The following is a 13599-nucleotide window of genomic DNA, read 5'->3' as shown; positions in this document are numbered from 1 at the left end:
TGTTAACACAACGTCAAGTTTACACGCCAAATAGTTTTTCCATGAGGCGGCCGAATCCGTTTTTCGTTTCGCGATCGTCCCGCTCTTCGTCCACTGAGTGGTCGTTTGGCGTCGTGCCGTCCGGTTTCGTGACGGTCACGCGTTCTTCCGGCTTTTCAAGTCGTGATTTCGAGACGTGATGATCGCTCATAAGCACGTACTTGAGGACGCCGACGGCTGTCGCGTATTTCGGGTGTCTGACGCCAATCGACGAAGGCTGATACAGTCTCGTCGTTTGACCCATGACACGAGTCGCTAATTCTTGGATGCCAGGTAAAGCAGCGGCCCCACCGCAGAGAAGATATCCTCCACTGAGCGTCGGGACGCCTACCTTTTGCACTCTATTCAACACAAGCGTGAACATTTCCTCTATTCTTGCCTCTAAAACATAACTAATTTCTGTTTGCGGTTCGAACGTGACTTCGCCGTTAATATTCGTGAACGAGAAGCCCTCGGATGTGTCTGCCATTTCTTCAAGGGCAAGTCCGTATTCTTCCTTCGCTACTTTAGCGTCTTGGTATTTACAGTTTAGCTTGTAAACCAAGTCACGGGTCATATGATCGCCTCCGACCGGAAGGATATATGAGTAGACGAGATCACCCCGATAAAAGACAGAGACTGTCGTCTTTTCATGTCCGATATCGATCAATCCGATGCCAAGATCGATTTCATCGACCGATGCCGCGCTCATACCGAGTGCTAAGTTGCCGAGAACGAAGCCTTCGAGTTTCAGGCCCGCTCGTTCGATGGAGCGACGAATGCTATGTAAAATCGTCTTCGAACCAGTTACCATCTTCCCATGCATCTCTAAACGGTAGCCGAGCATTCCGCGGGGATCGACGACACCTGTCTGTTGATCGACCGTGAACGATGATGGTATGACGTCGATGACACTCATCTCGTCCGGCAAACGCATGACTTGCGCCGAGTTGATGACTTCGATCACGTCTGTATCCGTGATTTCTTGGTCTTCTCGTTTGACCGACGCGATTCCGTGACATGGGGCGATTTGGATATGTTCCCCTTCAATGGCAACATATACCGACCGAATTTGATCGCCGAGTGCCGCTTCGGCATGCTCGACGGCTTGTTTGATGGCTTGAACCGTCTTATCGATGTCGACGACGGCGCCACGTTTTACTCCTGCAGACGGGGCACACCCTTCCGCCAAAATATTAAGCGTCCCCCCGAGTAATTCACCCACGACGAGCTTAATTTCTGACGTTCCTATATCCAATGCGGCCACATAACCATTCGCTTCCAAAAGGGAAACACCTCCGCGCTTTAATTTCTATACTTGAATTCCGTTACATTGTTACAGATATCCAAAAAAATTGTTAGGTCCGGCAAGATATCTCACGTCTAAGTTTACAACAAATAAGATAGTGAGAAAAGGTAGAATCCTACAAATTAAGCGGTTTTGGGGTGTCAATTCGATTACAATCGATAAAAAAACAGCCCTTATGTGTATAAGGACTGTAAAATATCAGATTATTGTTTCTTTTTTTCATACGGAACGAAATAATATCCACCATCCATGACGACGGTTCCTTGTTGTCCTTTTGGGATGTTCTCATAAATTTCGCCGTATTTAGACACGGTTTGACTAAGCTTGAACGTCGGTGTTTGAATCGTATTACCGTCATTCATATAAATCTCATACTGCGTCGCTTCCCCTTTTTGTTTCGTGAAGACGATTTCCGACATCCGGGCGCGCATCGCGTCATCGACTTGTTCGAGCTCGTTCGCGATTTTCTCGAGTTCAGCTTTGTCCGTGAATTCGCGCAAGAGCGGACCGTCTTTTAACTTTTCAGGGTCAGTGATGCCGCCAGTCGGATGTAGCGAACCATCGGCAAGTACCGCGACTTCCTCTTCCTCTGTTCGCGAATAGGCAATCATCTTTTCTTCTTCGATATCGATTGTCACGACGTTATACCATGACCGGTCGACGGTGACGTCCTTCACCCCAGGCACGGCACGGAGTTCTCGTTCAATCCCGTTCGGTGACACTTGAACGATTTTTGTGGACGTATCGATGTCCGTCCCGGCGAGTACAAACTCTTCTGTCAACCAAGACAAGCCATTCACGTTCACCGCTTTCACGTCAGATACCGACGTCTGCATATATACGACGAGTGCGATCAGCACCGCGAATAAGATCAAGATGGTCGACAAGCGTCGGTTCGCTTTTTTACGACGCTGATCTTTCATATATGGGATACGATCTTCTAAACTACGAACGGTGTTCTGACGTGTCTCCATGTCTATTCTCCTTTTATCAGAATTAGGCGAAAATACGCCCACTTCTAAACGTTAAGGGCGAAGCCCCAGTGAAAGTGGCGGTCGTTCAAGCGCGGACTTCTTCGACGAGGTCGGCGAGCGAATCTGCGGCGTGCGGGAATCCTAACCGTTTCGAGGCTGCGGCCATCTCATCATGATGGGCCAATACATGCCGGATTGAGCGGACGAGCGACTCGCCCGTCAAATCCCCTTCTTTAATCAGTTCGGCCGCACCGCTCTCGACGAGCGCTGAGGCGTTTTTCGTCTGATGGTCAGCCGTCACGTACGGGCTCGGAATCAAGATGCTCGGTAAACCGAGCGCCGTCAATTCCGAGATGGTCGAGGCACCGGCCCGGGACACAACGAGACTTGCACACGCGAGCAGTTCGGGCATGTCGTAAACGTACGGCAACACGTGGACGTTATCGGCTTTCGGCGCTTTCGCCACGACGTTGTCATAATGGACGTTCCCGGTCACGTAGAGCACGTTCACCGGTTCGCTCGCAAGCTCCGGGATAGCCTCGATGACCGCCCGGTTGATGGCCTCGGCGCCTCGGCTACCACCGTAAATCAAGACGATTGGACGTTCATCGATCCCGTATTCGGCCCTTACGGCTACTTCATTCACCGTCGTCTTTAACACTTCGCTCCCGCGCGGATTCCCGATGACACGGACGTTCGCACCCGGGAACTGTGACTCGGATCCAGCGAACGACAAGGCGACCCGGTCCGCTTTCTTCGATAAGAATTTGTTCGTCAAGCCTGGGATGCTGTTCTGTTCATGCAGAATCGTCGGAATTCCGAGCTGCTGTGCCGTAAAGACGACCGGTCCTGAGACGAACCCGCCCGTCCCGATGACGACGTCCGGTCGGAACGTTTTCATCTCTTTACGTAACGTGAGGACCGATTGGACGAACCAATACGCCGTCTTCACGTTGTCTAACGACAACGACCGTTTCAGTCCAGCGATTCGAATCGATTTAAACGGCACACCGGCGCGCGGGACGAGGTCGGCCTCGAGGCCGTTCTCGGTGCCGATGTAGAGTACCTCAAGGTTCGGATGGCGCTGTTTGAGTGTGTCGAGGAGAGCGAGTGCCGGGTAAATATGGCCACCCGTTCCTCCACCAGAAATCATGACTTTCATCGGTTGGCCTCCTCATAGGCATTCACGAGACGGACGAAATGTTCGCCACGCTCTTCGAACGTCTTATATTGATCCCAGCTCGCACAAGCTGGCGATAATAAAATCACGTCATCGGTCGCCGACTGTTCGAACGCGAGCGGGACCGCTGCTTCGAGTGTATCGACCGCGAACGACGGAATCTGTTCAGCTTCACCTAACGACTTGAAGCGGTCTGCCGTCTCACCGTAAGCGACAATCGCTTTGACCCGACCGAGCGCCGGGACGAGAGAAGTAAGGTCGGCACCACGTTCGAGACCGCCGCACACCCAGACAATCGGCGCTTCGAATCCGTTCAATGCGGCTTCAGCGGCGACGTTGTTTGTCGCTTTCGAATCGTTATACACTCGGCGGCCAAGCACTCGCCCGAGACTTTCCGTCCGGTGGGCGACCCCGCCGAATGTTTGAAGCACGCGTTCGATATGCGACTGCGGGATGTCAAATGGTTCGACAAGCAACAACGCCGCCAACACGTTCTCGACGTTGTGGGCTCCCCCAAGGGCGAGGTCCTCGATGCGGATGATGCGTTGCCCGTGCAATGTGACCCACCCGTCGACGACACAGGCGTCTCCGCTCTCATATCCGAACGTCGAGGCATCAAGCTCGGCTGGTACACGCTTCATGACTTCCATGTCGCTGCCTTTGACGACGACTCGATCTGATGCCGACATCTTCCGGAACAAGTTTCCTTTGGCGTCGGCATATGATTCAAAGTCGCCATGGTAGTCCAAGTGAGCCGGCGAAAGATTCAACAGCGCCGCCGCTCGCGGATGGAACTGCTCGACGCCCATCAACTGGAAACTCGACAGTTCGATGACGATCAAGTCGTCCCGCTTCGCTTTTGATGCGACTTCGATTGCCGGGAAACCGATATTCCCTGCCACATGGACAGGTCGACTTCCCCCTTTGAGCAATTCATGGACGAGTGTCGTCGTCGTCGTTTTGCCGTTCGAACCGGTGATGGCTACGAACGTCGCGTCGGTCGCCAAGTAGGCGAGTTCCACTTCCGTATAAATTGGGATTTTGCGCGCCATCGCTTCTTGCAATAACGGGATGTGATACGGGATACCCGGGTTTTTGACGATCATGTCCGCCGTGTCGAGTAATTCGAGCGGATGGGCCCCGAAAACGCCGTTGATGCCGAGCGCTTCGATTTTCATCCGTTCTTCCGTTGAAGGTTCGCTCCCGGTGTTAATGGTTACGTTCGCACCGACATTTCTTAAGTAAGCGGCGGCCGCGATTCCGCTCCGTGCCGCACCGAGTACGAGAACTCGTTTATCGTTCCACTGTTGTTGCATGTCTTCCACCATCCATTACATAAGTAGTAACGACAAGACTGCCGTGATCAAACTAATTCCACCGAACGTCAAGACGATACGCCACTCCGACCATCCGACCATTTCGAAATGGTGATGAATCGGGCTCATTTTGAAAATCCGCTTGCCCGTCGTCTTGAACGAGAGCACTTGCAAGATGACGCTGAGCGTCTCGATGACGAAGATGATGCCGACAAAGACGAGCAAGAGCTCAAGTTTGAGCATGAGGGCGAGACCTGCGACCGCACCACCGAGCGCGAGCGATCCCGTGTCACCCATGAAAATCTTCGCCGGGTATTTATTAAAGACGAGGAAACCGAGCAAGGCGCCGACCGCACTGAAAGCGAACCAAGCGATGCCCGCCTCGTCTTGTCCGAGCGCGTAAATCCCAAAGAAAGCAAACGTCGGGATGGCCGAGAACGAGACGAGCCCGTCGAGTCCGTCCGTCAAGTTGACCGCGTTCGAGAAGCCGACGAGCCAGAAGATGACGATGGCGACATAGAACCAGCCCGTATCAAACGCAATCGAAGTGAACGGGATTTGAATCGTCGTGTCGAGCTCTCCACCGAGTGAGAGGAACCAAACGAACAGGACAGAGACGACGATTTGACCAATCAATTTTTGAAGCGACGTCAACCCGAGGTTGCGCTTGTTGACGACTTTAATGTAGTCGTCGAGGAAGCCGATCACACCGAAGGCGAGCGTCACGAACAAGAGCGTGCCGAATCCGGCGACGGCTTCACCGAAGACGACCGAGACGATAAAGCCGATGATGAGGGCGAGCAAGATGACGATTCCGCCCATCGTCGGCGTGCCTGATTTCTTTTGATGCCAATCCGGACCTTCGTCACGGATTTCTTGGCCAAACTTTAAGTTACGCAGTGCCGGGATGGCCCGCGGCATGACGACCAATACGGTCAATAATGAACTGATTAAGACGATTAAACTGATTAGCATGTTCGTACCTCACTACTCTCTTTATTGAACTAAGCGCTCGAGCGCCAGTCCTCGCGATGCTTTTAACAATATCACAGTCTGCGGGCGTTGATAACTGCCGAGAAGTGCTTTCGCTTCCTCGACCGTCGGTACCGTTGTCACGTTCACACGTGGGTCGGTGATGCCGTCCGCAATCCATTTCGCTTTCTCTCCGATGAGCAGGCAATCCGTGATCGGGGCCGTGATGACGTGTCCGACACTTTCATGTTGCGTGAATTCGTCCGCTCCAAGCTCATACATGTCCCCGAGGACGAGGACACGTCGCGTGAACCCTTCGAGCGTTTTCATCGTCTCGATGGCGGCGATCATCGACGTCGGGCTGGCGTTGTAAGCGTCATTGATCAAGTGCGCATCGCCGAACATCCGCTTCTCCATCCGCATCGACGTCAATTGCACTCGGTCAAGACCGCGTTGGATCGTGTCGTGCCCCAAACCGAACTTGAGACCGCAGGCAATCGCGTAGGCGGCGTTACGGATTTGATGGGCGCCGAGCACTTTCAATTCATACAACTCGTGATTATAACGGAAAATCGAAGCGTCAAACGTTGCTTCCACGACCTCGAGCTTCCCGTCAGCCGTCGCTTCGTATCCGACACGGTAACCACCCGCCTCACGGAGGAGTGGCTCGTCGGCATCGACGATCAAGGTACCGTCCGGCTTCAGACCGGCTGTGATCTCGAGCTTCGCTTTCGCAATCCCCTCACGACCGCCGACTTGTTCCCCGTGTGATTCTCCGATGTTTGTGACGAAAGCGATATCTGGTTTAGCAAGTTTCGACAACAACTCGATTTGACCGAATCCGTTCATCCCCATCTCGAGGACGGCAACTTCCGTATCACGCGGCATCCGGAGCACAGTGAGCGGCAGGCCGACGTCCGAGTTGAAATTGCCGGCCGTCTTGTGTGTCTTGAACGTCTCGCCGAGCACAACGGCAATCATGTCTTTCGTAGACGTCTTGCCGTTCGACCCAGTGATGGCGACGACTTTCGGATTGATTTCCGCCAAATAGCGGGCAGCCGCCTCCTGAAGCGCTTGAAGCGGTGATGCGACTGGAATGGCGACAACTCCTTCCGGTAGCGGCCGATTTTGTTCCCAAAACGTCACGATCGCACCTTGTTTGATGGCAGCCTCGATGTAATCATGTCCATCGACGCGTGCCCCGATGATTGGGACGAACAAGCCGTCGGCGTTGTCGTCTCGGGAGTCGGTCGCGACATGGCGTACCTCACGTGTATCATCGATCTCCATCCCGAACCAAGATGCGAGTGTTTGAATCGTCAATTGTTCCATAACCATTTCCTCCTGTGACAAAGGAAAAGAGAGCCGAGGCCCTCTTCATCCCTTTGCGTTAGTTCGACGGTGACTGGAGTTTCACTTTTAACGTTGCTCCGGTCTTGACAGGCTTGTCTTTCCCGATTGACTGGGACGTGACGAAGCCGGTACCGTCTATTTCTAAATTCAATTGGTAAAGCGTCGCTAACCGTTTCACATCACGGAGCGACCAGCCTTTTAACACCGGCATCTTGAACGACTCATCCGTCTTCAACAGCAACCGCTCGCCGACGACGTATGGTTGACCCTCGACCGGACTTTGCGCGATGACCGTTTCACCACTGCCGAGTGATACCGGCGTGAATGCTGCCGCCTTAGCTGCCTTAACGGCCTCGGCGCGACCTTGGTCGACGAACGATGCCGTCGTTTTGGTCGAGGCATCAATCGATTTCGCTTGCTTGTCTGGCTCGACGCTCCGATAACGGAGCGCGACGTCCATCACATCTTTGAATAACGGTGCCATGATTCGAGGTCCCGTTGTCGACGAGTCACTGTTCGGCCGGTCGACGGCGATATACATGACGAGTTCCGGGTCGTCCTCCGGCGCCATACCGACGAACGAATGAATATATTGTCCGCTCAAGTACTTCCCGTTTTCCGCGATTTGCGCGGTCCCGGTTTTCCCGATGACACGGTAGTTGTCGAGGGCATACAATTGCCCCGTCCCGACGTCGCTGTTGACGACACCGTCGAGCGCTTCCCGCGTTTGTTTTGCCGCCTCGGCCGTAATCGGTTGTCCGACGACTTTCGGATTCGTCGTCCGAATCGTCTCGCCTGTCTCACGATTGACGACTTTTTTAATGACGTGAGGTTGCTTCATCGTCCCATCCGTCGCGATGGCCGACGTCGCTTGCAAGATTTGCATCGGTGTGACGGCTGTCGATTGGCCCCATGCCGTAATCAAAACGTTAAGCGGACTTTCGAAATCAAATTGGCTGTTGACCTCGCCTGGTAAGTCCACGCCTGTACGCTGATCGAACTTGAACGCTTTGAAATAATCCTCGTAGCGACTAAGCCCGAGCCGTTCGTTCGCCAGAATCGAGAACGCGACGTTCGACGAATGCCAGACGCCTTCTACCATAGGAATCGTACCCCATCCGGTAATGTTGTAATCATTGAACACGGTCTTGCCATACTTATATGAACCCGACTTGTACAGCTCGTTTGGATTATAGACACCTTCATTGATGGCGGCAGCCAACGTGAAAATTTTCATCGTCGACCCCGGCTCGAAGCGGGACGATACCGAAAAGTTGCTGTACGAGCTGATTTCGCGCGTGTTCGGATCGAACGACGGGCGGTCCGACAAGGCGATGATTTCGCCGGTCTTCGGATCCATAATGATTGCCGTCGCATTCTTCGGCTTATACTCTTTATACAGTTCTTCCATCTTCGTATCGAGTAGCTGTTGAATGCGGTGATCGATTGTCAGTTGAACGTCCGCACCGTCTTCCGGATCGACTTTTAATTGCTCATCACTTGAGACGAGTTGACGGCCGGCCAAGTCTTTTTCGAATCGGTACAGCCCGTACGACTCGCTCAAGACGTCATTGAGTGATTTTTCAATCCCAAGCTCCCCGACAAGTTCGATTCGTCCGTTCTGGTCAATCTTTTGAGCATAGCCGACGACGCTCGATGCGAACACTTTGTTCGGATAGTAGCGCTTCGGCTCTTCGACGAACGTGATTCCGGGAATCTCGAACGCTTCAATCTCTTCTTTTTGTTCGACTGTCAAATCACGACCCGGCACGCCGAACTCGATTTGCCCGCGATCTTTGTTTTGCTCGAGCCGCTTCAAAATGTCAGCCTCGGTCATCGGGAGGACGGTCGCAAGTTGTTTCGCGGCCTCAGGGAACGCTTCGGGCATGAGCGTCTTGTTCTTGACCCGCTCGCCGCCGAGCTTCAACACAGCCACGACTCGATACGACGGAATGTTGATGGCGATCGGCTGTCCGAACCGGTCATAAATCTCGCCCCGTTCCGCTTTTAACGTACTAACCGCCTTCCAGCGCTCTTCCTCAGCGAAAGCGAGCATGTTCTCCCCTTTGTACGTCTGAAAGACGGACAAATAAAGGAACCATCCGACAAAAAATAAAAAGAGTGGTGTGAAGCAAACGATCGCCACCCACGCCACTCTTTTTTTACTCTGTTGTAGAGAATTCATCAGTCAATCACCTTGACGTTGTTCTCATTGAATTGCATTCCGAGCTTTTCAGCAATCGCATAGATTCTCTCAGGTGAGCTTAGTTGGGCGATCTCATACTTCAATTCTTCGTTCTCTTTCGCGATCGTATTCGTCTCTTGTGTGATCAGAGACGTGTCGCGCATGATGTTATACGCTTCATTATGTTTCGATACCGTGATGCCACCGAACAAGACAACTGAACAAATCATGGTCGGGTACAAGATGGATTCGAACAAGGTCAACGTACGTCGTTTTGGAGCCGGTATTGGTCGTTCTTGCGGAATCGGATTTCGATTCGGCGAAATTTGAGGCTGCAGAGCCTTGCGAGCAGCTTCTGGCATCAGGTATCCCTCCTACGTACAGTTTATTTTTGTTTTTCTGCGACCCGAAGCTTGGCTGAACGGGCCCGGCGGTTATCTTCGAGTTCGACGTCCCCGGCCGTGATCGGCTTGCGCGTGATTAGTTTCAGCTCAGGTTCGAACTCTTTCGGGATGACCGGCAATCCTGGTGGTAACGGAGGATGCTGGCTTCTCTCTTTAAAGACTTGTTTACAAATCCGATCTTCTAACGAGTGGAATGTGATGACACAAATCCGTCCGCCGATGGCGAGTAAATCGATCGCGTCTTGGACGGCGCGGTCGAACACGTTCAATTCATCGTTGACGGCGATCCGGATCGCCTGGAACGTTCGTTTCGCAGGGTGGCCGCCCTTGCGTCGTGCCGGTGCGGGGATTGCGTCTTTGATCAACTCGACGAGTTCAAACGTCGTCTCGATCGGCTTGACGGCACGGGCTTGTTCAATCTTGCGAGCAATCTGTTTCGAGAATTTTTCTTCCCCGTATGTAAAGAAGATGCGGGCAAGGTCCCCGAACGGCCATTCGTTGACGACATGATAAGCCGATAGCTCACGCGAACGGTCCATACGCATGTCTAATGGTGCGTCGTAATTGTAGCTAAAGCCACGTTCGGCCTCATCGAGCTGCGGCGAAGACACGCCGAGATCAAACAATACCCCATCGACTTGAGTGATTCCGCGTTCCAACAGTTCATCTTTCAAGTGGACGAAGTTGCTTTTAATGAACGTAACCCGGTCCTCATATGGAGCCAACCGCTCACTCGCGTGCTTGAGCGCGACGTCGTCTTGGTCGAAGGCGTACAGATGGCCTGTCGTCAACCGCTTGACGATTTCTTCGCTGTGACCGGCTCCTCCTAACGTACAATCGACATAAATCCCGTCTGGCTTAATATTCAATCCTTCAATGGACTCCATTTTTAAAACCGTTTCATGCTCAAACATACAACAACCCTCTCAACCTACATTTTTCAACTATTTTATTACATTTACTTTATCATAAAAATGTCAAGCGCCGCATAGGTTTTTAGCGAAAAGAGGAAACAAAAAGGTAACAAACAAAAAAGATTCCCTGATTGATCAGGGAACCATCAAAAAACAGTAGGGATTATTTTACAATTTAACGAGACATCGCTCTGATTCGGTCTGTTCGTAGGCGTCACATAGCCGTTTAAACACATCGAGGCCATGACGATTCAAGAGCGGTACCATCGACCAGATTCGCTCTTGCGGCGCATCCATCGGTAAGAGCCGTGTCGATAGATGAATTCGACGACTGTTCAACCGATATTGATCCCGTTTTGCTTCGGCCCGCATCTCGTCGGCGAGCCGATCCAGCACATGTCGCGCCTTGATATCAAATCGATGTCCTTGCTTCCCGGCCTCGCGACCGAGCGCTTCCGTGAGTGTTCGATAAGCGTAAAGGCTCTGGTCAAACGCCTCATCATCGAACGTATGGTCTGGCAACGGGTTCGTCAAGTAATCGTCGAGAGTCACATCTTCTTGGGCGAGTTTCTTCTCATCGTTCGCCGAAACAAGGACAGCCCCGAGGCGTGGGATGAGGAGCGGCATTTTCCAGTCAAAGATGTGGAACAGGGGGCGCAACTGAAGCCAATACGCGATTTCCCCAGGCCCGGCGATATAAGCGAGCGTCGGGAACAAGTAATCTTGCATGAGCGGACGCGATACGACGTTGTTCGAGAACCGCTCTGGGTGCTCCTCGACTTGTTGGATCAACTCGGTCTCGGTGAACCGGTGACCCCGCTTCGTCGTGAACACGCCATTTTGTTTCGTCAACAGTTCACGCGTCCCGTCATGGTAGAACAGATGAGCCGCCTCACGGTTCAATTCGACATGTGGCATGCCTTCCTCGTATGCCTCGTGTAGTGCAGCGTTCAGGCGATCGTGTTCACGAATCAACCGCTTGAATGCCTCGCGCTCAAGCGCCCGTACTTCTGGTTGATGCGGGTCGAACAAAATAAAATCTTCCCCGACGAACCGACGCATCATCTGTCCGAAAAACGCAGCGAACGAGTGGCTCGCTTGGAGCACGGCGACAAGCTCATGATAGAGCGTCGTCGTATACGGCGTCTCCGTCTCTGATAATAAGAGACGTTGCAACATTTGCACGAGTTCGATTTTCAGGCGATCAAACTCCAACTCCCCGACCGACGCCTTCCCGGCGAGCGGGACCGTCGATAGCGCTTCTTTACGTAATTGACGCGACAAAGGTTGGCTCACGAACACGTGGTTGATTTCCGCATAGTCGTGGTCCTCGGTCGCCATCCAAAAGATCGGAATGATCGGTTTGTTCAGTTTCACTTCTGCTTGTTTGGCTTTTTTGATCACGGTCAACAGTTTATACACCGCGAACAACGGGCCTCCGAACACGCCGACTTGCTGTCCGGTCACCATCGTCAACGCCTCACCCCGTGCCAACGCATCGAGTTTTGATTCAAGCGCGGGAGACACAGGACCGTGGACGGCTTGTTGGTCTCGCAATAGATTCACGAGTTCGGGCAAATGCGTGAACGAACGTCCCTTCAGTTCGTCAGCCCTCGCCTCGAGTTCGTCCATCCCTTTATAGTCCAGCCATTTCGAATAACCCGTCTCCACCTGTATCATCGGAGACGACGAGGCGTACATGGCATCTAGCGACTCTATCCTCACGTATAACGACTTCCTTTCAAACGATTAATACATCATCTCGCGTACGATGCCGATGGTGAACAACACGAAGTGGGCCGGGACGAGCAACAAAAATAATAGGCGCCACCCGTGTACGAACATCTTCGAATAGACGACATCCTCATGACGAATCCGTTGCCAAATGGCGTTGGCGGGAAAGATGGCGGCACAGACCGCGAGGAGCAGCCAGAACACATCGACCCCGACAATCGCTTCGAGCAACACGCCACATGCATAGAACCATAGGATCACGCCGGCATCACAGACGAGTTTGAACGTATTAACCGATTTCGGCATAATTTTTCTAAGTATCATATACACCATAAACCAAATGACGAGTGGAAATGAAACGATATACACTAGCACGATACGCTCGCTCCTAAAATTAATTTTTGTAGGACGGGAATGACTTCCAATGCGATACCTCGTTCGTCGGCCCGTTTCAACAGCGGCGTCAAGATGGCGTCGACCTCGGTCTGGCGTCCTGCTTCGATGTCACGCAACATCGAAGAACGGTTATGGCCCGTCTTTTCAATGATGGTCTCGACATATGTATAAGGGACGTGACGATCAAACAATGTGGATAATTCCGCATAGACGGCTTCCGCGATGTCACGGCAAGGAGGCAAAGCGACCGCACCGTTTTCGACACGACAGAGCGCCGTGATCGGATTGATAATTGCGTTCGCGAACAGTTTTTCGGTAACGACCTGTTCGATATCCGTTTCCCAGACGATATCGAGCGGTGAAGCGATGAACGACATCGCCTCGACCGCATCAAGGCTACCAATCCGGATGCGTCCGAGTCCGGTATGATGAAGCTGATTGCCATCGCGGCTCACGCCGTGTTCGACGACGCCGAGATGGAATCCTCGGGTACGTGCATAGTCGAGGTGGGCAATCCCGTTCGAACAGATGAATACGGGTACGTCCCCTGACAATCGCCTCGTCGCCGCCTCGACCTGGTGTGCTTTCGTCGTCACAAAAAACACGTCTTGCTCCGTCTCGATGAGTGTCGTGACCGGCTCAAGGCGCACCTGGACTGTTCCGTTCGTTGCACCGGTATGTTCAATCGTCACGTTTGATCCGTTGTCGACACGGCCATACAACGTCACCGTATAGTCCGGCTCGAACAACGAAGCCATCAGCATGCCGACGGCGCCGTTCCCGATAATCCCAATTCGTTTAATCGGCTTCATTGCCATCCCTCCACGTCTAGTCTGCACTCAAA

General features: G+C 52.7%; 12 protein-coding genes. All 12 read right to left on the bottom strand.

The features are described from left to right. Window positions 1–19: 19 nt before the first annotated feature. The gene (ftsA, locus tag EVJ33_RS01485) at window positions 20–1303 is read right to left on the bottom strand and encodes a cell division protein FtsA (protein WP_131433802.1); all 1284 of its coding nucleotides are present in this window, start codon (window positions 1301–1303) and stop codon (window positions 20–22) included. A gap of 227 nt (window positions 1304–1530) precedes the next feature. Further along, entirely contained in the window at window positions 1531–2301 is a 771-nt protein-coding gene (locus EVJ33_RS01480) for a cell division protein FtsQ/DivIB (RefSeq protein WP_131433801.1), read from the bottom strand. 85 nt (window positions 2302–2386) lie between these two features. Beyond that, the gene (gene murG / locus EVJ33_RS01475; RefSeq protein ID WP_131433799.1) at window positions 2387–3463 is read right to left on the bottom strand and encodes an undecaprenyldiphospho-muramoylpentapeptide beta-N-acetylglucosaminyltransferase; all 1077 of its coding nucleotides are present in this window, start codon (window positions 3461–3463) and stop codon (window positions 2387–2389) included. Beyond that, complete coding sequence (murD, locus tag EVJ33_RS01470; RefSeq protein ID WP_236634502.1) at window positions 3460–4797, bottom strand: UDP-N-acetylmuramoyl-L-alanine--D-glutamate ligase; 1338 nt, start codon at window positions 4795–4797, stop codon at window positions 3460–3462. Before murD ends, murG begins: the two co-directional genes overlap by 4 nt. A 15-nt stretch (window positions 4798–4812) precedes the next feature. Beyond that, the gene (mraY, locus tag EVJ33_RS01465) at window positions 4813–5772 is read right to left on the bottom strand and encodes a phospho-N-acetylmuramoyl-pentapeptide-transferase (protein ID WP_131433795.1); all 960 of its coding nucleotides are present in this window, start codon (window positions 5770–5772) and stop codon (window positions 4813–4815) included. Between the two features lie 21 nt (window positions 5773–5793). Continuing rightward, window positions 5794–7101 carry a UDP-N-acetylmuramoyl-tripeptide--D-alanyl-D-alanine ligase gene (locus tag EVJ33_RS01460; RefSeq protein WP_236634501.1) on the bottom strand — a complete coding sequence of 436 codons (1308 nt, stop codon included), beginning with the start codon at window positions 7099–7101 and terminating at the stop codon, window positions 5794–5796. A 58-nt stretch (window positions 7102–7159) separates the two neighbouring features. Next, a complete protein-coding gene (locus tag EVJ33_RS01455; RefSeq protein ID WP_131433793.1) occupies window positions 7160–9307 on the bottom strand; it encodes a penicillin-binding transpeptidase domain-containing protein in 2148 nt (715 codons plus the stop codon). Then, window positions 9307–9669, bottom strand: coding sequence for a cell division protein FtsL (ftsL, locus tag EVJ33_RS01450; RefSeq protein ID WP_236634500.1), 363 nt, complete (start codon window positions 9667–9669; stop codon window positions 9307–9309). The genes EVJ33_RS01455 and ftsL overlap by 1 nt, the downstream gene beginning before the upstream one ends. 23 nt (window positions 9670–9692) lie before the next feature. Further along, window positions 9693–10625 (bottom strand): 16S rRNA (cytosine(1402)-N(4))-methyltransferase RsmH, encoded by a 933-nt coding sequence (gene rsmH, locus EVJ33_RS01445; protein ID WP_131433791.1) that lies wholly within the window; start codon window positions 10623–10625, stop codon window positions 9693–9695. Window positions 10626–10793: 168 nt separating this feature from the next. Continuing rightward, window positions 10794–12350: a bacillithiol biosynthesis cysteine-adding enzyme BshC gene (bshC, locus tag EVJ33_RS01440; protein ID WP_236634499.1), complete on the bottom strand. Its 1557-nt coding sequence runs from the start codon at window positions 12348–12350 to the stop codon at window positions 10794–10796. Between the two features lie 24 nt (window positions 12351–12374). Beyond that, the gene (locus EVJ33_RS01435; protein WP_131433789.1) at window positions 12375–12734 is read right to left on the bottom strand and encodes a DUF3397 domain-containing protein; all 360 of its coding nucleotides are present in this window, start codon (window positions 12732–12734) and stop codon (window positions 12375–12377) included. Beyond that, window positions 12728–13567 (bottom strand): ketopantoate reductase C-terminal domain-containing protein, encoded by an 840-nt coding sequence (locus tag EVJ33_RS01430; protein ID WP_131433787.1) that lies wholly within the window; start codon window positions 13565–13567, stop codon window positions 12728–12730. The genes EVJ33_RS01435 and EVJ33_RS01430 overlap by 7 nt, the downstream gene beginning before the upstream one ends. Between the last annotated feature and the right edge of the window lie 32 nt (window positions 13568–13599).

It is taken from the genome of Exiguobacterium sp. SL-10, from assembly GCF_004337025.1.
Taxonomy (GTDB): domain Bacteria; phylum Bacillota; class Bacilli; order Exiguobacteriales; family Exiguobacteriaceae; genus Exiguobacterium.
Note: the sequence above shows the minus strand (reverse complement) of the source record. Positions and strands in the feature narration are given on the sequence as shown.